Raw genomic sequence first — 22172 nt, forward strand, 5'->3', positions numbered from 1 at the left:
TGGCGGTCGGCCCCGAGTGTCCCGCCGAGGCGGGACGCCGGGAAAGCAGAAGGCCCCGCGTGCGGCTGACGGAAATCAGCGCATGCCGGGGCCCGCTCGACCGGTCATCGGCGTCCTGGAGGACGCGCACCCGGACAGGATCATTCCCGTCGGGTTGACCGGACCCGGCCATAGTCAATGACTCGGGTGGGAACCTGCGGGCTCCTCTTTCGCGCCCCCGCTCGGCTCTCGGCGAAGAGAGTAAGCGGGAGACGTGGTCGACTACCGTGAGTCTATCAGGCGGTTGTCGCGTCGGCGTGCAGGGCCCGCAGCGCGCGGACCCCGTCCACCGCGTAGTCCTTGTCGACCGCCTGCAGAGCGTGCACCGGCACCTGATCGTCGTTGAGCAGTTCGAGGTGCGCCCACGCCGAGTTCCGGTCGAACCGGACCGCGGCCACCACGTTCCACGGCAGGTCGTACCCGCCGATCACGTTGCGCACGTGTACGCCCTCGGCGTCCGCGGCCACCCGCGGCCGGCAGAACGCCAGCACACCCAGGCCGATCAGGATCCCGACGCCGATCATCGCGAGCTGGTCGCCGCGCTGGAACGTGGCCTGCGAGTTCTCGAAGCCGGCGTTACCGGTCAGCCCGAAGCTGAGCACGGTGAACAGGATGACCACCGCGGCGGCCATCGGGCCGGCCACCCAGCGGATCTTCTTCGGTCGGTAGATCACAGAGGTCATCACAGCCTGCAGTTCGCGATGTCGGTGACGAGGATGGCACGGGCGCCGAGTTCGTAGAGCTCGTCCATGATGCGGTGTACGTCGGCGCGCTGCACCATGGCCTGCACCGCGACCCAGCCCTCACGGTGCAGCGGGGACACGGTCGGTGACTCGATACCCGGGGTCAGGCCGGTGGCCTGCTCCAGCAGGTCGGCACGGACGTCGTACGCGAGCATCACGAAGCTGCGGGCGACGAGCACCCCCTGCAGCCGGCGCAGCAGCTGCGACGCCCCGGCCGGTGGCTCCGCGTCGCGGCCGATCAGGATCGCCGACGACTGCATGATCGGTTCGCCGAGCGTGACCAGGCCGGCCTGGCGCAGTGTCGCCCCGGTCTCCACCACGTCGGCGATCAGGTCGGCGACGCCCAGGCGGACCGCGTTCTCCACCGCGCCGTCCAGGCGTACCACGTCCGCCTTGAGGTCGTGCTCGGCCAGATAACTCCCGACCACCCCGGGGTACGCCGTGGCGATCCGCTTGCCACCGATCTCGTCCGCGCTGGTGAGCGTGCCCGCGGGCACCGCCCACCGGAACGTCGCCCGGCCGAAGTTCAGGTCGAGCAGCTCGGTGGCCGTGACCCGGGAGTCGACGAGCAGGTCCCGGCCGGTGATGCCGAGATCCAGATCACCCGAGCCGACGTACGTCGCGATGTCCTTCGGCCGCAGGTAGAAGAACTCGACGTTGTTGCCCTCGTCACGGCAGAGCAGATCCTTGGGGTCGGTCCGCTGGCGGTAACCGGCGTCCCGCAACATCTGTGAAGCCGGTGCGGACAGGGTCCCCTTGTTCGGAATGGCGATGCGCAGCATTGACGTGCTCCTTCGAATCTGACGGACGGATCGGGGTCACGTCAGAGATGTCGGTAGACGTCCTTGAGCTCGAGCCCGGTCGCGATCATCAGGACCTGGGCCTGGTAGAGCAGCTGAGAGATCTCCTCGGCGGCGCGTTCGGGGCCTTCGTGCTCGGCCGCCATCCACGACTCGGCCGCCTCTTCGACGACCTTCTTGCCGATGAAGTGGACACCGCGCTGCAGCGCCTCCACGGTGCCCGAACCGGGTGTCTGCTCGGCCGCTTTGCTTTGCAACTCGGCAAACAGTTCTTCGAACGTCTTCACGGGACACGATTCTTGCAGCTCATCACGTCTTGACCACGAACGGCCCCAGCCCGTGGGACAGTCTTCTAAGCTGCCCGGCATGGTCAGCCGATTCACCCCCGTGGCCGTCGGCGGCGCAGCGCTCCTGCTCGCCACCGTCACGGCATGTTCCCCCGTGGAAGAGGAGAGCGCCACCACCAGCGCCTCCGCATCGTCCTCCGCCGCCGCCTGCGCGCCCGGCACGCTCGCCACCCTGACGACGGGCAAGCTCACGATCGGCACCGACACGCCCGCCTACGAGCCATGGTTCAAGAACAACAAACCGGACAGCGGTGAGGGGTTCGAATCCGCCGTGGCCTACCAGATCGCCGAGCGCCTCGGATACGCGAAGACCGACGTGGTGTGGGCGTCGGTGACGTTCACCAACGCCATCGCGCCGGGACCCAAGCCGTTCGACATCGACATCAACCAGGTCTCGATCACCGATGAGCGCCGGAAAGCGGTCGACTTCTCCTCGCCGTACTACCTGGCCCGGCAGACCGTGATCACCGTCAAGGGCTCGAAGATCGAGAACGCGAAGTCGATCGCCGACCTGCAGAAGGCCAAGCTGGGCGCCCAGGTCGGCACCACGAGCTACCAGGCGATCACCGACCTGATCAAGCCGGCCACCGGCGCCTCGGTGTTCAACAACAACGACGACGCCAAGGCCGCCCTGGTCAACGGCACCGTCGACGGCATCGTGGTCGACCTGCCGACGGCGTTCTACATGACCGGCGCCGAGCTCGACAACGGCATCATCATCGGCCAGCTGCCCCAGGTCGGCGTCCCCGAGCAGTTCGGCGTCCTCCTCGACAAGGGCTCCTCGCTGACCGGATGTGTCAGCCAGGCCGTCGACCAGCTGCGCCAGGACGGCACCCTCGCGGTGCTCGAGAAGACCTGGCTGGCCGACAGCGCGGGAGCGCCCGAACTCTCGTGAAGCACAAACCCAGCACCCGGCAACTCGAGCGGATCGCCTACCGGCGACGGCAGGCGATCCGCTCGGTTCTGCTCGCGGCCGTGTCCACCGCGGTCGTCGGCACACTGCTCGCCGTCGGCGTCACCGGCGCACCCGGCTGGGACCGGGTCAAGCAGTCGTTCTTCGATCTCGACGTGGCACAGCGCCACCTCCCGGCGATCCTCGACGGCCTCTGGCTCAACCTGAAGCTGCTGGTCTTCTGCGCGGCGGCGGCGCTCTCCCTGGGCCTGCTGATCGCCGTGCTGCGGACACTGCGCGGGCCGGTGTTCTTCCCCGTCCGCGCCATCGCCACCGGATACACGTACTCGTTCCGCGGTCTGCCGCTGATCATCGTGATCTACCTGTACGCGTTCGGCATCCCCGGGCTGCGCCTGCAGGGCACCCCGGACGTGCTGGTCCTCGGCGGCGCCGCGATCGTCGTCACCTACGGGGCGTACCTCGCCGAGGTGTTCCGGGCCGGCATCGAGTCGGTGCATCCGAGCCAGATCGCCGCCGCCCGGTCCCTGGGCCTGAGCTACCGCCAGGCGATGCGGCACGTGGTCCTGCCCCAGGCGGTCCGCCGGGTCGCCCCGCCGCTGCTCAACGACACCGTGGCGCTGCAGAAGGACGTCGGCCTCATCTCGCTGGCCGGTCCCATCGACGCGATCCGGGCGGCCCAGATCGGTGTCGCCGAGGACGCCAACTTCACCCCGTACATCGTCGCCGGGGTGCTCTTCGTCCTGCTCGCCCTGCCCCTGATCGGCGTCACCGACTGGGTGACACTGCGGGCGGCCCGCCGCCAGAACGCGGGGTCCTGATGCTTCTCTCCTGCACCGACGTCCGGAAGGTGTTCGGCGACCACGTCATCCTCGACGGCCTCAGCCTGGACGTCGCCGAGCACGAGGTGATCGCGCTGATCGGCGCCTCCGGTTCGGGCAAGTCGACGCTGCTGCGCTGCGTCAACCTGCTCACCGACATCGACGACGGCGCGATCCTGCTGGACGGCACCGAGATCACCGACCCGCGGGCCGACCCGGACAAGGTACGCCAGAAGATCGGACTGGTCTTCCAGTCGTACAACCTGTTCCCGCACATGACGGTGCTGGACAACATCACGCTGGCGCCGATCCGGGTGCACAAGCGGCCGGCCGCCGAGGCGAAGGACCAGGCGATGACCTGGCTGGAGCGGGTCGGGCTGGCGGCCAAGGCGGGCGCGTACCCGGACCGGCTCTCCGGCGGCCAGCAGCAGCGGGTCGCGATCGTCCGGGCCCTGGTCAACAACCCGCGGCTGCTGCTGCTCGACGAGGTCACCTCGGCGCTCGACCCGGAGCTGGTCGGCGAGGTGCTGACCATGATCCGTGAGCTCAAGGGCGAGGGCATGACGATGGTGCTGGCCACCCACGAGATGGGGTTCGCCAAGCAGGTCGCCGACCGGGTGGCGTTCCTGGACGCGGGCCGGGTGCTCGAACAGGGACCGCCGGAGCAGGTGCTCGGCGATCCCCTGGAGGCGCGGACCCGTCAGTTCCTGGGCCGGATCATCGAGGCCGGCCGCCTCTAGAAACACCGGTGTGTTGATTTAGGGCGCGCAGCACGCCACAAACCAACACACCCCGCCCGCTGTGTTGATTTCGGGCGCGCAGCACGCCACAAACCAACACACCCCGCCCGCTGTGTTGATTTCGGGCGCGCAGCGCGCCGCAAATCAACACACCCCCGCCCGCGTGTTGATTTAGGGCGCGCAGCACGCCCTAAATCAACACAGCGGTGTGGGGTCACGCCTTCTGCACCTCGCGGATGGCGAGCACCGCGTCGAGCACGGCCACCGTGCACTGCCAGCCCTTGTCCTCGATCGAGTCCTCCAGGCCCGCCCGGTCGCGGGCCTGGCCCAGGCTGTGCACGGTGAGCACGCCGTGGGCCACCGGTTTCTGCTCGTCGAGCGCCACCCGGATCAGGCCCTCGGTGACGGCGTCACACACGTACTCGAAATGCTGTGTCTCGCCCTTGATCACAACGCCGAGCGCAACCACCGCGTCGCACTTCTTGGCGAGCGCCTGCGCGACGATGGGCAGTTCCACCGAGCCGGCCACCCGCACGGTGAGCACGTTCGCGACGCCGCACGCCTTCGCGGCCTCCTCGGCCCGGCTGATCATGTGGTCGACGAGATCGTTGTGCCACCGGGACCCGACGATGCCGAGTTTCAGCCCGGATCCGTCGACGGTCTCCATGTGCGGGTCACCAAAGCCGGCCATATAAGTCCCCCTTCATCATTATCTTCCCGCCTCAACCGGCTGTTTTCCCCACAAAACCCCAAAACGCTCGTGGAGGTAGACGACCAGTTCGGCGATGCTGATCAGCACCAGGCCGTGCTCCGCCGCGAACCGCTCCAGGTCGGGCAGGCGCTGCATGGTGCCGTCGTCGTTGACCATCTCGCAGAGCACCCCCGCCGGCCGGCACCCGGCGAGCACCGCCAGGTCGATCGCCGCCTCGGTGTGCCCGGGCCGGCTCAGCACGCCGCCCTGCTTCGCCCGCAGCGGCACCACGTGCCCCGGACGCGACAGATCGTCCGGGCGGGTGTCCGCCGACGCCAGCAGGCGGATGGTGTGCGCCCGGTCGGCGGCCGAGATGCCGGTGCTCACCCCGGCGGCGGCGTCGACGGTCACCGCGTACGCCGTCCCCCGCTTGTCCTGGTTGGTGCGGAACATCGGGGGCAGGTCCAGCCGGTCCGCCTCGGCCTCCGGCAGCGGCACGCAGATGTAACCCGACGTGTACCGGACCATGAACGCCACCAGCTCCGGCGTGGCGTGCTCGGCCGCGAAGATCAGATCGCCCTCGTTCTCGCGGTCCTCGTCGTCGACCACGATCACCGCCTGACCGTTCCCGATCGCGGCAATCGCGCGTTCCACCCGCTCAGACATCCCGGCTCCCCAGCATCTTCTCGACGTACTTGGCGATCACGTCGACCTCGAGGTTGACCGGATCACCGGCCGATTTGGAACCCAGCACGGTGTGCTTCGACGTGGCCGGGATCAGACCCACCGAGAAGGTGTCGGCGGTGACCGCCATGACCGTCAGCGACACCCCGTCGACGGTGATCGAACCCTTCTCCACGACGTATCTGGCCAGCTCGGCGGGGAGCGAGAAGGTCACCACCTCCCACTTGTCGGCCGGCTCACGGCCGATCACGGTCGCCACCCCGTCGACGTGCCCCTGCACCAGGTGACCGCCGAGACGGCTGCCCAGCGCGGCGGCCCGCTCCAGGTTGACGGTGCCGCCGACGGCCAGCGCGGCCAGCGACGAACGCCGCAGCGTCTCGCCCATCACGTCCGCGGTGAACACGCCGTCCACGTTGTCGATCACGGTCAGACAGACGCCGTTGACGGCGATCGAGTCGCCGTCGCGGGCGTCCGACGTGACCAGCGGACCGCGGACGGCGATGACCGCCGAGTCCTCGCTGCCCTCGGTGAGACGGACGACCTCACCCAGTTCCTCGACGATGCCGGTGAACATTCAGATCTCCCCTTGTCGGAGCTCGTGGCGGAGCGTGGCGGTGAAGCGCAGGTCGCCGCCGATCTGCGCGATGTCGGTGAATTCCAGGACGGCCGCGTCGGCGATGGCACCGATCCCGGCGTCCTGCAGGGCGGCGCGGCCGGCCCCCAGCAGCTTCGGCGCGACATAACCGACCACCCGGTCGATCAGTCCGGCCTCCAGGAAGCCGCCCGCGAGCGTGGGGCCGCCCTCCAGGAGGACGTTGCGCACCCCGCGCGCATACAGCTCGGTGAGCATCACACTCAGATCGACACGACCCTGCGGGCCTGCGCCGGTCGCCTCCGCGGTGACGATCCAGGTGGGTGCCGCGGCATCCCGCACGCGGGCTTTCTCCGGGGTACGCCTCCGTGAGTCCACCACCACGCGCAGAGGCTGTTTGATCGCCAGCGTGCCGTCCCGCAGATCCCGCACGGTCAGCTGCGGATCGTCGGCGAGCACGGTGCCGACCCCGGCGACGATCGCGTCCACGGTGCTGCGCAGCACATGCACGTCGGCGCGCGACGCGGGCGACGAGATCCACTGACTGGAACCGTCCGCGGCGGCCGAACGACCGTCGAGTGTGGCGGCGAACTTCCAGGTCACGTAGGGGCGGCCCCGGCGTACCGCGGTCAGCCAGGCGATGTTGCCGGCCTCCGCGGCGGCCCGGTGCAGACCGGACTCCACCTCGACACCGGCGGACCGCAGCGTGCTCGCGCCGCCCGCGGCCATCGGCGTCGGATCGTCGACGGCGACGACCACCCGGCGGACGCCCGCGGCGATCAGCGCGTGCGAACACGGGCCGGTGCGCCCGGTGTGGTCGCACGGCTCCAGCGTGACGACGCAGGTTCCGCCCCGGGCCCGCTCACCGGCCTGCGCCAGCGCCACGATCTCGGCGTGCGGGCCGCCGGCGTACACATGGAAGCCCTCACCGACCACTTCGCCGCCGGGGTCGAGCAGCAGGCAGCCGACCACGGGGTTGGGACTGGTGGTGCCGAGACCCTTGGCGGCCAGCGCGACAGCGCGGCGCATCGCCTCGTCCTCGGTCATCGTGTTCCTCTCGCGCGGATCGATCACGCGCGAGAGAGCAGGGGAGGGCCGGGAGATCGGACATGAGGGTACGCTTCGCGCACCCCCGGCCGGCGTGGCCCACGAGGGCACGCCGATCCGACTCCGCGCGCTGTCTCCCATCCGGACTGTCTGATCGTGCGGTCATGCCGCTCGATCAACCGTCGGCCCCGGAGTCTCACCAGGTCCACCGGTCCGTCATGGTCGACGTCCGGGTCGCGGGCTTACCAGTGCCGGAGCACCGGATCACCGCCGGTTCGGAATTTCACCGAGTCCCGCCAGCGCGTGGTGGGTCATCCCCGAGTGTTGCACGCCGTCACGGTTTTGCCACCCACCGGGCGAGCTACCTCACAGCGGGCTTGCCGGTGGACACTCACGAGCTCGGGGTAGACAGTGTCAATCGGAGCCTGGTAGACACTGTCTATGGACGTCGACCTGGGACTACGCGACCGACTGGTACGGGCCGGGGTCGAACTGCTTCGATCCGAGGGACCGACCGCCCTCACGCTGCGCGAGATCGCCCGGCGGGCCGGGGTCTCCCACGGCGCGCCACGGCGGCACTTCCCCACCCACCTGTCGCTGCTGTCGGCCATCGCCGCCGCCGGATTCACCTCCCTGGCGCAGCGGTGTGATGCGGCGCTGTCCGGGCCGGAGGCGGACACCCGTCGCCGGCTCGCACTGCTGGCCGGGGTCTACCTGGACTTCGCGGCGTCCGAACGCGGCATGTTCGAGCTGATGTTCCGCCACGACCTGCTGGAGAGCGGGCACCTGGGATTGCGGTACACCAGCCTTCCGCTGTTCCGGCTGCTGACGACCCTGATCGCCGAGACCCGGGCCACCCCGGCGCCGGAGGTGACGGCGGCGGCACTCTGGTCGGCGCTGCACGGGCTGGCGCAGTTGCGGGCATGGGGCAGTCTTCGACTGGTCACCGGATCCGACGACATCGGCCCGACCCTGGACGCCATCCTGACCGCCCATCTCGGACCAGCCACCTGATCCCGCCCGCCTCCGGTGGCGGGACCACCACACCGGCCCAGTCCCCCTCGCACCCCGGCAGCGTCACCGCCCACCCCGGAGTACTCACGTGACCAGCAGCGCAAGCCGGCTCGCTCCCGGCGCCCCGCCCCTCTACGCCCTGACCGACCGCACACTCGGTGCCCTGCTCCGCACGGTCTGGCGTCCCACCGTGACCGGCCTCGAACACCTTCCGGCCGGAGGGGCGATCCTCTGCCCCAACCACCTGTCCGTCGGCGACCAACTGTTCCTCGCCATCTGCATACCGCGACACATCACGTTCTGGGCCAAGGCGGAGTATTTCCGCGCCACCGGCCTGCGGGGCGCCCTCACCCGGCGGGTCGTCACCGGGATGGGCGCGATCCCGGTCGAACGCGGCGGCGGACGGGCGGTGCTGTCGGCGTTCGACGCGGCGGTCCCGCTGCTGCGGGGTGGCAGCCTGGTGGCGGTCTTCCCGGAGGGCACCCGATCCCCGGACGGGCGGCTCTACCGGGGACGGACCGGAGCGGTCCGGCTGGCGGCACAGGCCGGCGTGCCGGTGGTCCCGGTCGGCATCACCGGTACGGGCGACGCCACGGCCCGCGACATCCTCGCCCCGAGCCGCCGGCCCGTCACGATCACTGTCGGTCCGGCGCTGCCGGGGGCGGCTACCGCCGACGATCCGGTCACGGTACGTGCCGTCACTGACGAACTGCTGGCGGCCATCCAGTCGCTGACCCATCAGGAGTACGTTCCGACATATGCGCCGCCTCGCGCCCCCTGAGCCTCGGGGCCGCTTCCGGATATCGCCCGCTCACCGCGCCCGTGCTGACATTCCGGCCGACGGGCGCGGCTGCGGCTGCGGCTGCGGCTGACAGGCGCGGGTGCGGCTGACAGGCGCGGGTGCGGCTGACGGGCGCGGGTGCGGCTGACAGGCGCGGCTGCGGCTGACAGGCGCGGCTGCGGCTGACAGGCGCGGGCGCGGCTGCGGCTGACGGGCGCGGTGACGTTCGGATGTGCGGGTTCGGGTCGGGTGGTTCGGCACAGAATCTGGAGTTTTACTGCCTAACGACGGCAAACGGGCGTTTCAGGCGTACAAGAAGAAGGAAGAGGGAGGGAGACGACCGCCCTCACCCGAACGGGGTCTCCTCCGCCTCGCTGCGCCTCCGGTCGATGGCGACGTAGGACCCGGGCTGGGATTTCGCCACCTTCTTCATCTCGGAGGCGACGCCGATCACCACACGGGGATCGGCGAAACGGCGGCCGTCGGCGGTCGCCTGGGCGACGCCGATCGAGAGGGTGACCAGGGCGGCCTTCTGCTTGTTGCCGCGGCGGTCGGGCACCTCGATGTAGCCGCGCTGGGCGTCCCGCGGCTCGTAGAGACGGTCCGCCGCCAGCTCGTAGTCGGTGACCATCCGCTTGGTCAGCGGCAGCACCTGGTCGGGCTGGCAGATGAAGACGAAGTCGTCGCCGCCGATGTGGCCGAGGAAGATCGACGGTTTGCCGGTCTGCTGGGCGGCCCGTTGCAGGCTGCGGGCGAGGGCGATGATGAAGTCGTCGCCGCGGTCGAAGCCGTAGACGTCGTTGACGCTCTTGAAGCGGTCGATGTCGATGTAGCCGACCGAGAAGTCGGAGCCGTTCCGGATCCGGTCGCCGATCTCGCGGCGCACCCGGGCGTTGCCGGGCAGGCCGGTCAGCGGCGACACCTCACGGGTCTCCTTGTTGCGGCGCAGCGTGGTGGTGACCCGGGCCATCAGTTCGGCGGTGTCGAACGGTTTGACCAGGTAGTCGTCGGCGCCCGTGGTGAGGCCGTAGACCTTGTCCACGGTGAGACTCTTCGCCGTCAGCATGATCACCGGGGTGGTGGAGGTGAGCGGCTCCGCGCGCATCCGGCTGATCAACTCGACGCCGTCCATGCGCGGCATCATCCAGTCGATGATGGCCAGGTCGGGCCGTTGCGTCTCCATGATGTCGAGCGCCTCGACGCCGTCCCGGGCGCGGACCACCGCGAAGCCCAGCACCTTCAGGTTGAACTCCACGAAGGCGGCGATGTCCTGATCGTCGTCGACCACCAGGATGAGCGAGGGGCCCTCCTCGGGATCGAGCTCCGCATCGATGGTCTCGGGTCGCGACTCAGCCGTGCTCATCGCACCTTCCTGCTCGTCCGGTTCGTGCTCGTCCGGGGTATTGAGCCTAGATAATGGTCCCCCGGACGGCTGTCACGCCAGTCCCATCTTGGCGGCCGCGAGTCCCCGCAGCTTACGGATGGCCTCGGCGGGGTCGGCGGCGCCGTAGACCGCGGTGCCGGCCACGAACGCGTCGGCGCCCGCCTCGGCGGCCTGCTCGATGGTATTGGCCGCGATGCCGCCGTCCACCTCGATGCGGACCTCGAGCTCGTTGACGTCGACGCGGCGGCGCACGTCACGCACCTTCTGCAGCATCTCCGGGAGGAACGACTGACCGCCGAAACCCGCCTTGATCGTCATGATCAGGACGGTGTCCAGATAGGGCAGCAACTCCAGGTACGGCTCGACGGGGGTGTCCCGGTCGATCGCCAGACCGGCCTTAGCACCCGCCGCCCGCAGGTCCTTGGCCAGGGCCACCGGGTCGTCGCAGGCCTCCGCGTGGAAGGTCACGTTGTATGCCCCGGCCTCGGCGTAGCCCGGCGCCCACCGCTGCGGATCGTTGATCATCAGGTGGACGTCGAACGGGATCGTGGTCGCCTTGCGCAGACTCTGCACGATCGGCAGGCCCAGCGTCAGGTTGGGCACGAAGTGGTTGTCCATGACGTCGACGTGCACCCAGTCGGCAGAGCCCTCGATGGCGTGCACCTCCTCCGCGAGGCGGGAGAAGTCCGAGGCGAGGATGCTGGGCGCGATGATCGGCGACGGTTTCACGCCTGCAGTGTATGACCTGCTGGTCAAGCCGCCGCCCGCGGTCACGGCGACCGAGGCCCGGTGCGGCCGGCCGGGCACCCCGGTGGTGGCGGTCCGGGGCGAACCCGGGCAGGGCCGGATCAGCTCCTCACCGGCGGCCGGCATGGTGGGGCGGGTCACCGCCAGGTCACCATGAAGGGGGCCGGTTCGCCCCGGCCCCCTCGTCCTGATCGCCGATCAGCTGGTGCGGCGCAGCACCGCCAGGAACATCGCGTCCGTGCCGTGCTTGTGCGGCCAGAGCTGCACCGTCGGGCCCGGGCCCAGGTGCGGCATGCCCGGCGGCAGCAGCGGGCGGGCGTCCACGAAGTCGACCTCGACGCCGCTGCGCCGGGCGCCCTCGCTGACCGTGACCTGCGTCTCCACCATGTGCGGGGAGCAGGTCACGTAGGCCACCACGCCACCTGGTCGTACCGCCCGCAGCGCCGCGACCAGCAGCTCACGCTGCAGTTTCGTCAGCGGCGGCAGGTCGGCGGGCTGGCGGCGCCAGCGCGACTCCGGACGGCGCCGCAACGAACCCAGACCGGTGCACGGGGCGTCCACCAGCACCCGGTCGAACCCCTCCTCGGGCAGGTCCGGGTCCCGGCCGACGGACCGGCCGTCCATCGGCAGCACGGTCACCGGCATGCCCTCGGTGGCCTGGTCGACCAGGCGGGCCCGGTGCTCGGCCACCTCGACCGCGGTCACCTCGGCGCCCCGGCCGGCCGCGATCGCACCGATCAGACCGGTCTTGCCGCCCGGCCCGGCGCACAGGTCGAGCCAGCGGTTGTCCTGCCCCTCCACCGGCGCGGCCAGCAGCGCGGCGGCGACCAGCTGGGAACCCTCGTCCTGGACGTGCGCCTGACCGTTCCGGATGGCCGCCAGGTTTCGCGGCGCACCACCGTTGAGGTAGACCGCGTACGGCGAGAACGCGCCCGGGACGCCGCCCGCCTCGTCGGCCAGCTCGATCGCGTCGGACCGGCCGGGACGCGCGCACAGGTGCACGGCCGGCGGCTGGTTGTCCTCGATCAGCAGCCGGGCGGTGTCCTCCAGGTCGCCACCGAGCGCCTCGGCGAACGACCGGACGATCCACTGCGGGTGATTGTGGATCACCGCGAGGTTCGCGATCGGGTCGGCCTGGTAGTCCGGGGCGATCCGTTCCAGCCACGCCTCATGGGTGGTCTCGGAGATCGTGCGCATCACCGCGTTGGCGAACCCGGCCGCGCCCGGCGCCACCGAGCGGACCAGGTCCACGGTCTGGTTGACGGCGGCGTGCACCGGCACCCGGGTGTGCAGCAGTTGGTACGCCCCGAGGCGCAGCGCGTCCCGGGCCGGCGGGTCGATCCGGGCGACGTCCCGCCCGGCCGCCTCGGCGATGATCAGGTCCAGCGTGCCGACGGCCCGCAGGGTCCCGTAGGTCAGCTCGGTCGCGAACGCCGCGTCCCGCCCGTGCAGACCCAGACCGTCCAGGATCTCGGAGAGGACCAGGTTCGCGTACGCGTCGTCGCGGTTCACCGCCGCGATCGCCTCGTACGCGGCCTGCCGTGCCGGATCGGACGGCGGCCGCCCGCTGCGGGGTGCCCGGCCGCTGCGGTCGTCGCGGGAGTGTCCCGGACCCGCGGGCCGGCTCGGCCGCCCGCCGTGCGGCCGTGAGGCCCTGTGCTCGGTCACGACGACTTCTCCCCAGTTTCGATGCGCACGCCGAACGGCGTCACGACGGTGTCTCCCCAGTTCGGCACGCTCACGACAGTCGCTCCCCGGCCTCGATGCGCATGCCGCGCGCCCAGTCCGTGGCCGACATCGGCTTCTTGCCGGCGGCCCGGACCTCGCCCAGGCTCACCGGCGTGGTGGCCGTGCCCACCAGCACCTGCTTGCGCTCCACCAGCAGCTCACCCGGCTGCAGGTGCGGCGCGTTGGCGATCGGGCGCACCGGCCCGAGCTTGAGACGCTCGTCGCGCAGGGTGGTCCACGCCCCGGGCGCCGGCGTGCAGGCCCGGATCCGGCGGTCCACCGCGAACGCCGGGTCGTCCCAGCGGATTCGGGCGTCCTCGACGGTCAGCTTCGGCGCGAAGGTGACGCCGTCGGCCGGCTGCGTGTGCGCCCGGGCGGTGCCCGCCTCGATCGCGTCGAGGACCGCGACGAGCAGTCCGGCCCCCTCGACGGCGAGACGCTCCAGCAGGTTGCCGGACGTGTCGGTGAACCGGATCTGGTCGGTCAGGGTGCCGTAGACCGGTCCGGTGTCCAGGCCCGCCTCCAGCTCGAAGACGCTGGCGCCGGTCACCTCGTCACCGTGCAGGACGGCGTGCTGGACCGGAGCCGCGCCACGCCACGCGGGCAGCAGCGAGAAGTGCAGGTTCACCCAGCCGTGCTTGGGGATCTCCAGCGCGGTGGGCGGGACGAGAGCGCCGTACGCCACCACCGGCACGCAGTCCGGCGCGAGCTCGCGCAGGCGTTCCTGGAAGGCGGGGTCCCGCGGTTTCTCCGGGGTGAGCACCTCGATGCCGCGCTCGTCGGCCCACGCCCCGGCGGGCGAGCGGACCAGGCGGCGGCCGCGGCCGGCGGGGGCGTCCGGGCGGGTGACGACGGCGAGCAGTTCGTGCCCGGAGGCGGCGATGGCGTCCAGGCTGGGAATGGCGACGGCCGGTGTGCCGGCGAAGATCAGGCGCATCGGGTCACCGCCCCACACCGAAGATGCCGCGCCCGTGCGGGCTCTCCTTGATAGTGGGCGGTCGGCCCGCGTCGTACCAGTCTGCGGAGCGGATCTGCTTCATCGCGTCCTTGCGTGCGGCGGCGTCCAGCCGGTCCAGGAAGAGCACCCCGTCGAGGTGATCGGTCTCGTGCTGCACACAGCGGGCCATCAGGCCGGTGCCGACCAACTGGATCGGGTCGCCGTGCTCGGTGAAGCCGTTGGCCACCACGTTCTGCCGGCGCTTGGTGTCGATGTAGATCCCGGGGATGGAGAGACAGCCCTCGGGACCGTCCTGCTCCTCCTCGTCGGGGAAGGAGAGCACCGGGTTGACGATGTGACCGACCACGTCGTCGACGTCGAACGTGAACACGCGCAGACCGACGCCGAGCTGGGGTGCGGCCAGGCCGGCACCGCCCTCGTCGAGCATCGTCTCGGTCAGGTCCTTGACCAGATTGCGCAGTTCCTTGTCGAAATCGACCACGGTGTCGGCCGGCGAGCGCAGCACCGGGTCGCCGAAGAGGCGGATGGACTGGACGGTCACGCGGAGAGACTCCTCAATCTGATGGGCAGCACCCGCCCAGTCTACGGACCGGCTCAGCTCAGAAGAGGTCGGCCGGATCGACCTGAACACGCACCGTCACAGCGGCCTTCCGGGCGCTGCGCATCGCGGCGGCCTCGTGCAGCGCGTGTGCCAGGCCGGCGGCCCGGGACCGGGACACCCGCAGCAGCATGCGCTCCTGGTCCTTGTCGGCCGGCACCGGGCCCAGCACCTCGACGTCGTCGTCCAGGCGGGCCTGGGCCAGCAGCTCGGCCACCGCCGTCGCGGGCCCGGTCACGCTGGCCATCCGGGCCGCCGGCGGGAAGCCCAGCTCGCGGCGTTCGGCCAGCTCGCGGGCGGCGAACCAGCCCGGATCCCAGCGCAGCAGCGCCTGGACCGGCACCAGCGAACCGTCCGCGACCACCACCACCCGCCCGCCCGCCGGGGCGGACCGGGCCAGCGCCGACGCGTTCAGCCAGCGGCGCATCGCCTCCTCGGCGGCCCGCAGGTCGGACCGGCTCAGCAGTGCCCAGGTGTCGAGCAGCAGCACCGCGCCGTAGCCGCCACCCTCGGCAACCGGCTCGGCACCGGGAGTGGCGACCACCACAGTCGCCTCGGCCGGCACCGTGTCCAAGATCTCGTCGCGGCCGGAGGTGCGCACCGGCACTCCCGGGAACGCCCGGCCGAGTTCCTCCGCCGTGCGCCGGGCGCCGGTCACCGAGGCGCGCAACCGTCGTTCGCCACAGGCCGGACAGGAGTACGCCGCGGCGGCCCGCCCGCACCAGTGGCAGGTCGGCACGTCCCGGGCGCCCTGCAGGCCGAGCGACCCGGAACAGTGCGGACAGCGGGCCGGCGTGCGGCACTCGGCGCACGCCACCGCGGGCAGGTATCCCCGGCGCGGCACCTGCACCAGCACCGGGGTGCCGGCCGCCAGCGCCTGCCGTGCGGTCTCCCAGCACAGACTGGGCAGCCGGGCGATCGCCGCCCCGGGGTCGCGGGCCAGCTGCGGGTCGTCGCCGGTCGGTGCGATCATCGGCGACCGGCGCCGCAGCGTCACCCGGTCGGCGACGATCTCCTTGGCCCACCCGGTCTCCAGCAGCAGCTGGCCCTCGCCGGTCCGGGCGAACCCGCCCACCAGCGCGGCGCACCCGGCCAGCTGGGCCCGGGTGAGCAGCACGTCACGGGCGTGCGGGTAGGGCGATCGGGGCTCGGCGTGCACGTCGTCGCCGTCGTCCCAGATCACCACCAGGCCGACGTCGGCGACCGGCGCGAACATGGCCGCCCGGGTGCCCGCCACGACCGGCACCCGGTGCCGGCCGGCGGCCAGGAACCGCCGGTAACGCTCGGCGGGCCCGAGAGCCGCGTTCAGCGCGACGTGCCGGCCGGCACCGAGGACGGCGAGCAGCGCACGGTCCACCCGGTCCAGGTCCCGGGCGTCGGCGACGACGATCACCACGCCCCGCCCGCCCCGGACGGTGGCGGCGGCGGCCTCGGCGATCCGGGCCGGCCAGTCCTCCCCCGGCGTCGCGCTCCAGACCGCCCGGGCCGGGCGCCCCTCGTGCAGGGCTCGTAGATAGGCGGCGCCGGTCGGATAGCCGCTCCACCCGCTGTCCGACGGCTCCGGCATCTCCGGAACGTCGATGTCGGAAACCGGCTGCGCCTCGGCCCGGGCGTGCCGCGGTGGCACCGCCAGGCGCAACACGTCGGACAGGTTGCCGGCATAACGGTCGGCCACCGCCCGAGCCAGCCGGACGATCTCCGGGTCGAGCACCCGCTCGGCGGAGACCACCTTCTCCAGGAAGGCCAGCTTGCCCTCGTGCTCGGACCGCTCCACCCGCTCCAGCAGGAACCCGTTCACCAACTGGCCGGCGAACCGCACCTTGACCCGGACGCCGGGCTGCGCGGCCTCGTCGTCCCCCGAGGCGACCCGATAGTCGAAAAGCCGGTCGAGGTGGGCCAGCGACACGTCCACACACACCCGTGCGACGGGTAACCGATCCGCCGGTTCCCGTTCCGCCCGTGCACCCTTGCCCGCCATCGCCGACCATTCTGCCGGTATCCCCGACAACGCCGACAAGATCATCCACAGGACGGTGGCCCGGCCGCTCCGCAACCCTGTAATCCTGGACGCATGCTGGTCGAGGACACGTGATCGGGGTGACCCGGCGACTCACCCCGATCAAGGAGCTGCCCGAGGCCGCGCGCCCGCTGGCCGGGGCCGATCACGCGGTGACGTCGGCGCTGGCGTACACGGATCCGGATGAACTTCGAAAGATCGCCCTGTGGGCCGCCGACCTGGCGCTGACGCTCTCCGGCACCCGCAGCCTGCCCTGGGTGGACACCACGATGACCGCCCTGTACCGGGGCCACCCGGCGCCCACCGGCCAGGATCCGCGCGCCGGGCGGTTCCTCACCACACCGGAACAGTTCTGGGCGGCCCGGGTCCTGGAGGGCGCGGCGGACCCGGACCCGCTCACCGCCGCCTACCTCACCCTCGGGCACGCCGGCCACGCGCCCGGCGCGGACCTGGAATGGGTGATGGGCCTCGCACCCGGGCTCTTCCCCACCCTGGCGGCGTCGGTCAGTGGACCAGGCAGCTCACCGTCTCGGTCCGCAGGTTGATCTCGATGATGTCCGGGAAGCGCAGACCCTCCCAGAAACTCGCCGGGTCCGGATCCAGCTGATAGCGGCTGGCCATCCACACCGTGGGCGCCAGGCCGTGCGTCCCGATCACCAGCGTCCGCCCCTGCGCCGCGGCGGCCTCCGCGTGCCGCAGCACCGCCGCGTCGAACCGGGCGATCACCTCGTCCCGCGGCTCCCAGCCGTCGGGGCTCTGCCCGGCCGCATAGGCGCGGGCCGCCGCGTGGTACTCCTGCTCGTCGGCGAACCACACGTCCGGCCGGTGCACCTCGGCCAGCCCCGCGTCGGTGGCCACCCGCTGCGCCCCGGCGATCTCCTGCATCGTCTGGGCGGCCTTCGGCTCGGTGCTCGCCACGTAGTAGGCGGGATGACTGACGTGCAGCCTCAGCAACCGGGCCGCCACCCGGCTGTCCCACGCCAGCGACCAGCGGTCCGCCGGCACACCCGGATCGATCGCCGGCATCGCGTGCCGGACCAGGATCAGCCGTTCACCTTGGACAGCCGTCATCGCGACAGAGTAACCGCCCACACCACCGAAGACGCTCATGCGAACAATCACGCATCAGGAACGCTCCCGGATCACTGAAGATCAAGAAACCCCGATGGGCGACGAAAAGCCGGCGCCGCGCTTGCGCGTGACGCCGGCTGTGAAGCGAGGGTCAGGAAGCGGCGCTCTTCAGGTCCGCGGCCCGGTCGGTGCTCTCCCAGCGCAGGTCCGGCAGCTCCCGGCCGAAGTGACCGTAGGCCGCCGTCTGCTGGTAGATCGGGCGCAGCAGGTCCAGGTCCCGGATGATCGCGGCGGGCCGCAGGTCGAAGACCTCCTTGATGGCCTTCTCGATCCGCTCGACCGGCACGTTCTCGGTGCCGAAGGTTTCCACGAACAGCGACACCGGGTGCGCCTTGCCGATCGCGTAGGCGACCTGCGTCTCACACCGCTCGGCCAGGCCGGCCGCCACCACGTTCTTGGCGACCCAGCGCATCGCGTACGCCGCCGAACGGTCGACCTTGGACGGGTCCTTGCCGGAGAACGCGCCGCCACCGTGCCGGGCGTACCCGCCGTACGTGTCGACGATGATCTTGCGACCGGTCAGGCCGGCGTCGCCCATCGGGCCACCGATCTCGAAACGACCGGTCGGGTTCACCAGCAGGCGGTAGCCCTCGGTGTCCAGGCCGAGGCCCTCCAGCTCCGGCGCGATCACGTGCTCGCGGATGTCCGGGGTGAGCAGCGACTCCAGCGAGATGTCCGCGGCGTGCTGCGACGACACCACGACGGTGTCGAGGCGGACGGGACGCAGTCCGTCGTACTCGATGGTGACCTGGGTCTTGCCGTCCGGGCGCAGGTAGGGGATCGTGCCGTCCTTGCGGGCGGTGGACAGCCGGCGGGCCAGGCGGTGCGCGAGAGCGATCGGCAGCGGCATCAGCTCGGGCGTCTCCGAGCAGGCGAAGCCGAACATCATGCCCTGGTCGCCGGCGCCCTGCTGGTCCAGGATGTGCTCCGAGTCACCCTCACGCAGCTCGAGGGCGCTGTCGACGCCCTGCGCGATGTCCGGCGACTGCGAGCCGATCGAGACGCTGACGCCGCAGGAGAGGCCGTCGAAGCCCTTCTTGGACGAGTCGTACCCGATGCCCAGGATCGTGTCGCGCACGATCTTGGGGATGTCGGCGTAGGCCTGCGTGGTGACCTCACCCGCCACGTGCACCTGGCCGGTGGTGATCAGGGTCTCCACCGCGACGCGGCTGCGCGGGTCCTGCGCGAGCAGGGCGTCGAGAATCCCGTCGCTGATCTGGTCAGCGATCTTGTCCGGGTGGCCTTCCGTGACCGACTCGGAGGTGAACAGGCGGCGTGCCACGGTGCTCCTCAGATTTGTCGAATACAACGTAACGCGGAAGTGTAGTCAGCTCCGCGGGGCTGGACGGACCTGGGCCTCCAGGCGTACCGCGACGTGGTCAAAAATCCTATCCGCCACATCATCTTTAGGGAGTTCGCCGAATTTCGACGTACTCCCGTCGTCGCCCAGCAGGGTGACGGTGTTGCGATCCTGACCGAATACCAGATCCGGACCCACCTCGTTAACGACGATCAGGTCCGCACGTTTCTTCACCAGCTTGGCACGCGCGTGCTCAAGGGCGTCCTGAGTCTCGGCAGCGAACGCCACCAGCACCTGCCCAGGACGCTTCGAAGCACCCAGTTCCGCCGCGATGTCCGGGTTGGTGACCAGGGCGATCGGCTCCGGCAGCCCACCCTCGGTCTTCTTGATCTTCTGCTCGGCGACGTAGGCCGGCCGGAAGTCGGCGGGAGCGGCAGCCATCACCACCACGTCCGCCGAGGCCGCCGCCCCGACCGTGGCCACCCGCAGCTCCTCGGTCGTGCCGACGCGCACCAGGTCGGCGCCGGCCGGGTCGGGAAGCGACACGTTCGCCGCGATCAACGTCACCCTCGCGCCGCGGGCGAGCGCCGCACGGGCCAGGGCGTACCCCTGCTTCCCGGACGAACGGTTCCCCAGGAAACGCACCGGATCGAGCGGTTCCCGGGTGCCACCGGCGGTCACCACGACATGCCGGCCCGCCAGATCAAGATCAAGACCGTTGCGGAGTACGCGCAGCGCGTACCCGAAGATGGCCTGCGGGTCCGGAAGCCGGCCCTTGCCGGTGTCCTTACCGGTGAGACGGCCGACCGCGGGCTCGATGACGTGCATGCCGCGCTCGCGCAGAATCGCCACGTTGGCCCGGGTGGCGGGGTTCTCCCACATCTCGGTATGCATCGCCGGCGCGAACACCACCGGGCAGGTCGCCGTCAGCAGCGTGTTGGTGAGCAGATCGTCGGCGAGCCCGTGCGCCGCCCGGGCCAGCACGTCGGCCGTCGCCGGCGCCACCACGACCAGCTCCGCCTCACGGCCGATCCGCACGTGCGGCACCTCGTGCACGTCCTGGAACACCTCGGTGGCGACCGGCCGCCCGCTGAGCGCCGCCCAGGTCGGCTCCCCCACGAACCTCAGCGCCGACGCCGTGGGCACCACCCGGACGCCGTGCCCCGACTCGGTGAACAACCGCAGCAGCTCACACGCCTTGTAGGCGGCGATGCCCCCGCAGACTCCCAGCACGATCTCGCTCACGTCACCGCTCCACAGTCCGCGTCACCATCGAAGTATCCCGCCCTGCCCGGCGCCCCGCCCACCGTCGTCCAACCGTCCGCCCGCACACACACGTCGGGTGCTAGCTGACCCAACCCAGCTAGCACCCGACGCAGCTCCCACCCGCGTGTAGCACCCGACGCAGCTTCCACCCGTGTGTTGATTTTTGGCGCGCTGCGCGCCCAAAAACAACACACCCCCGGCACCGTGGTGACTTCGGGCGCGCAGCGCGCCCAAAAACAACACACCCCCCGCACCGTGATGACTTTCGGCGCGCTGCGCGCCCAAAAACAACACACCCCCCGCACCGTGATGACTTCGGGCGCGCTGCGCGCCCAAAAACAACACACCCCCCGCACCGTGATGACTTTCGGCGCGCAGCGCGCCCAAAAAAAACACACCGTGGGGGCAGGGGCGGACATGCGAAGTGCCTCCGTTCACGAAGCGTGAAACGGAGGCACTCGACAAGCTTCAGGCACGAACGGCCCCGTCGATCACGGGTTGTCGGTGGCCTCGGCGGTCAGCAGGCCGGCGTTGATCTCGCGCATGGCGATCGAGAGCGGCTTCTCCTGCGGCGTCGTCTCGACGAGCGGGCCGACGTATTCCAGGAGGCCCTCACCGAGCTGGCTGTAGTAAGCGTTCACCTGGCGGGCGCGCTTGGCCGCGAAGATCACCAGCGAGTACTTCGACGAGGTCTTGTCGAGCAGCTCGTCGATCGGCGGATTGGTGATGCCTTCGGGGTTCGCGATGGTTCCCACTGTGTCTGGATCCTTAATGCTCGTGAGCCGACTGCGCTTGGGCAAGATCTAAGTCTGATGAACCGAGCAAGCCTACCAGCTCATCGGCGGCCCGTTCGACGAAGTCGTTCACGACGGTGACGTCGAACTCCGCCTCGGCGGCCAGTTCCTCGTCCGCGTGTGCCAGGCGGCGGGCGATCGTCTCCTCGTCGTCGGTGCCCCGGCCGATCAGTCGGCGCTTGAGCTCCTCGACGCTAGGTGGGGCCAGGAAGACCAGTTGGGCTCCCGGCATCGCCGCGCGGACCTGCCGCGCGCCCTGCAAGTCGATCTTCAGTAGGACGGGGCGGCCCTGATAGAGCCATCCCTCGACCTGTGCCCGGGGCGTCCCGTAGAGGTTGCCCGCGAACTCGGCCCATTCCAGCAACTGGTCACCGTCGATCAGGCGCTGGAACTCGGACCGGGTGACGAAGTGGTAGTGCTCTCCGTCGGTCTCGTAGTCCCGCATCTTGCGCGTCGTCACCGACACGGACAGCCTGATCCAAGGCGAGCGCGCCCGGATCAGCTCGATCACGCTGTCCTTTCCGACCCCGGAGGGGCCGGAAAGGACGGTGAGGCGGGCTGCCGGGCGCGCGTCGTCATCCATGCTCACGGCTCATTCCTACACGAGCCGGTGAGTCAGTTCGCAGCGAACTCCCCCAGGAGGGCCTTGCGCTGCTGGTCGCCGAGACCCCGGAGCCGGCGGCTCTCGGCGATCTTCAGCTTCTCCATGATCTGCGTCGCGCGGATCTTGCCGATGCCCGGCAGCGCCTGAAGCACGGCCGAGACCTTCAGCTTGCCGACGACCTCGTCGCCCTCCGCGCGCTCCAGCACGGCGGCGAGGGTGGTCTTGCCGGACTTGAGCTGTTCCTTCAGCTCAGCCCGAGCCTTGCGAACTTCCGCGGCCTTCTCCAGCGCAGCTTGGCGCTGTTCGGGGCTCAGTGACGGGAGCGGCACCAGTTCTCCTCAGGTCCCTTACGCGGCGGTAGCAATACCGGCGCTTTGTGAAACGTGGTGTGCCAGGGAACCAAAGGGGCATGTGGTTCCCGGCGCCGGGAAAACTA

Annotated in this window: 26 protein-coding genes, 1 pseudogene and 1 riboswitch; of the genes and pseudogenes, 8 read left to right on the plus strand and 19 right to left on the minus strand. The window is 70.7% G+C overall.

What is annotated here, in order from left to right:
- Positions 1–275: 275 nt before the first annotated feature.
- From WH85_RS18580 to WH85_RS18590, 3 genes are read right to left on the minus strand one after another with little or no spacing between them, the layout of a single operon-like run.
- Positions 276–722: a PH domain-containing protein gene (locus tag WH85_RS18580; RefSeq protein ID WP_045743167.1), complete on the minus strand. Its 447-nt coding sequence runs from the start codon at positions 720–722 to the stop codon at positions 276–278.
- Entirely contained in the window at positions 722–1564 is an 843-nt protein-coding gene (gene hisG / locus WH85_RS18585) for an ATP phosphoribosyltransferase (RefSeq protein WP_045743168.1), read from the minus strand. Before hisG ends, WH85_RS18580 begins: the two co-directional genes overlap by 1 nt.
- Positions 1565–1605: 41 nt before the next feature.
- Positions 1606–1869: a phosphoribosyl-ATP diphosphatase gene (locus tag WH85_RS18590; protein WP_045743169.1), complete on the minus strand. Its 264-nt coding sequence runs from the start codon at positions 1867–1869 to the stop codon at positions 1606–1608.
- A gap of 79 nt (positions 1870–1948) precedes the next feature.
- On the opposite strand from WH85_RS18590, the gene WH85_RS18595 reads away from it, so the two are divergent.
- From WH85_RS18595 to WH85_RS18605, 3 genes are read left to right on the plus strand one after another with little or no spacing between them, the layout of a single operon-like run.
- Positions 1949–2824 carry an ABC transporter substrate-binding protein gene (locus WH85_RS18595; protein ID WP_045743170.1) on the plus strand — a complete coding sequence of 292 codons (876 nt, stop codon included), beginning with the start codon at positions 1949–1951 and terminating at the stop codon, positions 2822–2824.
- On the plus strand, positions 2821–3660 hold the full coding sequence (locus WH85_RS18600) for an amino acid ABC transporter permease (RefSeq protein WP_045743171.1): 840 nt from the start codon (positions 2821–2823) through the stop codon (positions 3658–3660). The genes WH85_RS18595 and WH85_RS18600 overlap by 4 nt, the downstream gene beginning before the upstream one ends.
- Positions 3660–4400, plus strand: coding sequence for an amino acid ABC transporter ATP-binding protein (locus WH85_RS18605; protein WP_045743172.1), 741 nt, complete (start codon positions 3660–3662; stop codon positions 4398–4400). Before WH85_RS18600 ends, WH85_RS18605 begins: the two co-directional genes overlap by 1 nt.
- A 214-nt stretch (positions 4401–4614) precedes the next feature.
- Here the strand turns inward: WH85_RS18605 and ribH are convergent, their stop codons facing one another.
- The 4 genes and pseudogenes from ribH to ribD form a co-directional block, all read right to left on the minus strand.
- On the minus strand, positions 4615–5091 hold the full coding sequence (ribH, locus tag WH85_RS18610) for a 6,7-dimethyl-8-ribityllumazine synthase (protein ID WP_045743173.1): 477 nt from the start codon (positions 5089–5091) through the stop codon (positions 4615–4617).
- A gap of 75 nt (positions 5092–5166) precedes the next feature.
- Positions 5167–5757: pseudogene (gene ribB / locus WH85_RS18615) on the minus strand (3,4-dihydroxy-2-butanone-4-phosphate synthase); the annotation flags it as partial.
- The gene (locus WH85_RS18620) at positions 5750–6349 is read right to left on the minus strand and encodes a riboflavin synthase (RefSeq protein ID WP_045743174.1); all 600 of its coding nucleotides are present in this window, start codon (positions 6347–6349) and stop codon (positions 5750–5752) included. The gene WH85_RS18620 and the pseudogene ribB, both read right to left, overlap by 8 nt.
- Positions 6350–7414: a bifunctional diaminohydroxyphosphoribosylaminopyrimidine deaminase/5-amino-6-(5-phosphoribosylamino)uracil reductase RibD gene (gene ribD, locus WH85_RS18625; RefSeq protein WP_045743175.1), complete on the minus strand. Its 1065-nt coding sequence runs from the start codon at positions 7412–7414 to the stop codon at positions 6350–6352.
- A gap of 125 nt (positions 7415–7539) precedes the next feature.
- Positions 7540–7719: riboswitch (FMN riboswitch) on the minus strand.
- A gap of 136 nt (positions 7720–7855) precedes the next feature.
- Here ribD and WH85_RS18630 point away from each other — a divergent pair.
- Positions 7856–8428: a TetR/AcrR family transcriptional regulator gene (locus WH85_RS18630; protein ID WP_045743176.1), complete on the plus strand. Its 573-nt coding sequence runs from the start codon at positions 7856–7858 to the stop codon at positions 8426–8428.
- Between the two features lie 88 nt (positions 8429–8516).
- A complete protein-coding gene (locus WH85_RS18635) occupies positions 8517–9209 on the plus strand; it encodes a lysophospholipid acyltransferase family protein (protein WP_045743177.1) in 693 nt (230 codons plus the stop codon).
- A gap of 346 nt (positions 9210–9555) precedes the next feature.
- Here WH85_RS18635 and WH85_RS18640 read toward each other — a convergent pair whose 3' ends face one another.
- Entirely contained in the window at positions 9556–10572 is a 1017-nt protein-coding gene (locus WH85_RS18640) for a GGDEF domain-containing response regulator (RefSeq protein WP_045743178.1), read from the minus strand.
- 72 nt (positions 10573–10644) lie between these two features.
- Entirely contained in the window at positions 10645–11322 is a 678-nt protein-coding gene (gene rpe, locus WH85_RS18645; RefSeq protein ID WP_045743179.1) for a ribulose-phosphate 3-epimerase, read from the minus strand.
- Between the two features lie 7 nt (positions 11323–11329).
- Here rpe and WH85_RS52985 point away from each other — a divergent pair, with 7 nt between their 5' ends.
- Positions 11330–11497 (plus strand): hypothetical protein, encoded by a 168-nt coding sequence (locus WH85_RS52985; protein ID WP_245673996.1) that lies wholly within the window; start codon positions 11330–11332, stop codon positions 11495–11497.
- Between the two features lie 41 nt (positions 11498–11538).
- Here WH85_RS52985 and WH85_RS18650 read toward each other — a convergent pair whose 3' ends face one another.
- The 4 genes from WH85_RS18650 to WH85_RS18665 form a co-directional block, all read right to left on the minus strand.
- Positions 11539–13008 carry an RsmB/NOP family class I SAM-dependent RNA methyltransferase gene (locus WH85_RS18650; RefSeq protein ID WP_083449086.1) on the minus strand — a complete coding sequence of 490 codons (1470 nt, stop codon included), beginning with the start codon at positions 13006–13008 and terminating at the stop codon, positions 11539–11541.
- 70 nt (positions 13009–13078) lie between these two features.
- On the minus strand, positions 13079–14005 hold the full coding sequence (fmt, locus tag WH85_RS18655) for a methionyl-tRNA formyltransferase (protein WP_045743221.1): 927 nt from the start codon (positions 14003–14005) through the stop codon (positions 13079–13081).
- A 4-nt stretch (positions 14006–14009) separates the two neighbouring features.
- Positions 14010–14567: a peptide deformylase gene (gene def / locus WH85_RS18660; protein ID WP_045743180.1), complete on the minus strand. Its 558-nt coding sequence runs from the start codon at positions 14565–14567 to the stop codon at positions 14010–14012.
- Between the two features lie 58 nt (positions 14568–14625).
- On the minus strand, positions 14626–16536 hold the full coding sequence (locus WH85_RS18665; RefSeq protein WP_045743181.1) for a primosomal protein N': 1911 nt from the start codon (positions 16534–16536) through the stop codon (positions 14626–14628).
- Between the two features lie 185 nt (positions 16537–16721).
- Between WH85_RS18665 and WH85_RS18670 the strand changes: the two genes are divergently transcribed.
- Complete coding sequence (locus WH85_RS18670; RefSeq protein WP_045743182.1) at positions 16722–17186, plus strand: hypothetical protein; 465 nt, start codon at positions 16722–16724, stop codon at positions 17184–17186.
- Here the strand turns inward: WH85_RS18670 and WH85_RS18675 are convergent.
- The 3 genes from WH85_RS18675 to coaBC form a co-directional block, all read right to left on the minus strand.
- Positions 17146–17712 carry a histidine phosphatase family protein gene (locus WH85_RS18675; RefSeq protein ID WP_045743222.1) on the minus strand — a complete coding sequence of 189 codons (567 nt, stop codon included), beginning with the start codon at positions 17710–17712 and terminating at the stop codon, positions 17146–17148. The genes WH85_RS18670 and WH85_RS18675 overlap by 41 nt on opposite strands.
- Before the next feature lie 151 nt (positions 17713–17863).
- Positions 17864–19054, minus strand: coding sequence for a methionine adenosyltransferase (gene metK / locus WH85_RS18680; protein WP_045743183.1), 1191 nt, complete (start codon positions 19052–19054; stop codon positions 17864–17866).
- Positions 19055–19099: 45 nt separating this feature from the next.
- Complete coding sequence (coaBC, locus tag WH85_RS18685; RefSeq protein ID WP_045743184.1) at positions 19100–20317, minus strand: bifunctional phosphopantothenoylcysteine decarboxylase/phosphopantothenate--cysteine ligase CoaBC; 1218 nt, start codon at positions 20315–20317, stop codon at positions 19100–19102.
- Between the two features lie 174 nt (positions 20318–20491).
- Here coaBC and WH85_RS50475 point away from each other — a divergent pair, with 174 nt between their 5' ends.
- Positions 20492–20785, plus strand: a complete 294-nt coding sequence (locus WH85_RS50475; RefSeq protein ID WP_157411076.1) for a hypothetical protein — start codon at positions 20492–20494, stop codon at positions 20783–20785.
- A gap of 44 nt (positions 20786–20829) precedes the next feature.
- Here the strand turns inward: WH85_RS50475 and rpoZ are convergent, their stop codons facing one another.
- Genes rpoZ through mihF form a run of 3 tightly spaced genes read right to left on the minus strand, consistent with a single transcriptional unit; the run spans position 20830 to position 22065 of the window.
- A complete protein-coding gene (gene rpoZ / locus WH85_RS18690; protein ID WP_015623990.1) occupies positions 20830–21093 on the minus strand; it encodes a DNA-directed RNA polymerase subunit omega in 264 nt (87 codons plus the stop codon).
- A 13-nt stretch (positions 21094–21106) separates the two neighbouring features.
- Entirely contained in the window at positions 21107–21715 is a 609-nt protein-coding gene (gene gmk, locus WH85_RS18695) for a guanylate kinase (protein WP_045743223.1), read from the minus strand.
- A 32-nt stretch (positions 21716–21747) separates the two neighbouring features.
- Complete coding sequence (mihF, locus tag WH85_RS18700) at positions 21748–22065, minus strand: integration host factor, actinobacterial type (protein WP_043528493.1); 318 nt, start codon at positions 22063–22065, stop codon at positions 21748–21750.
- Positions 22066–22172 lie beyond the last annotated feature (107 nt).

This window comes from Actinoplanes rectilineatus, assembly GCF_000962825.1.
Taxonomy (GTDB): Bacteria; Actinomycetota; Actinomycetes; order Mycobacteriales; family Micromonosporaceae; genus Actinoplanes; species Actinoplanes rectilineatus.

Coding starts and splice junctions, on each gene's coding strand:
- gmk (WP_045743223.1), bottom strand. CDS start 21,715: ATGGATGACGACGCGCGCCCGGCAGCCCGCCTCACCGTCCTTTCCGGC.
- WH85_RS18580 (WP_045743167.1), bottom strand. CDS start 722: ATGACCTCTGTGATCTACCGACCGAAGAAGATCCGCTGGGTGGCCGGC.
- ribH (WP_045743173.1), bottom strand. CDS start 5,091: ATGGCCGGCTTTGGTGACCCGCACATGGAGACCGTCGACGGATCCGGG.
- WH85_RS18675 (WP_045743222.1), bottom strand. CDS start 17,712: ATGACGGCTGTCCAAGGTGAACGGCTGATCCTGGTCCGGCACGCGATG.
- ribD (WP_045743175.1), bottom strand. CDS start 7,414: ATGACCGAGGACGAGGCGATGCGCCGCGCTGTCGCGCTGGCCGCCAAG.
- WH85_RS18640 (WP_045743178.1), bottom strand. CDS start 10,572: ATGAGCACGGCTGAGTCGCGACCCGAGACCATCGATGCGGAGCTCGAT.
- WH85_RS18620 (WP_045743174.1), bottom strand. CDS start 6,349: ATGTTCACCGGCATCGTCGAGGAACTGGGTGAGGTCGTCCGTCTCACC.
- fmt (WP_045743221.1), bottom strand. CDS start 14,005: ATGCGCCTGATCTTCGCCGGCACACCGGCCGTCGCCATTCCCAGCCTG.
- WH85_RS18605 (WP_045743172.1), top strand. CDS start 3,660: ATGCTTCTCTCCTGCACCGACGTCCGGAAGGTGTTCGGCGACCACGTC.
- WH85_RS18630 (WP_045743176.1), top strand. CDS start 7,856: ATGGACGTCGACCTGGGACTACGCGACCGACTGGTACGGGCCGGGGTC.
- hisG (WP_045743168.1), bottom strand. CDS start 1,564: ATGCTGCGCATCGCCATTCCGAACAAGGGGACCCTGTCCGCACCGGCT.
- WH85_RS18595 (WP_045743170.1), top strand. CDS start 1,949: ATGGTCAGCCGATTCACCCCCGTGGCCGTCGGCGGCGCAGCGCTCCTG.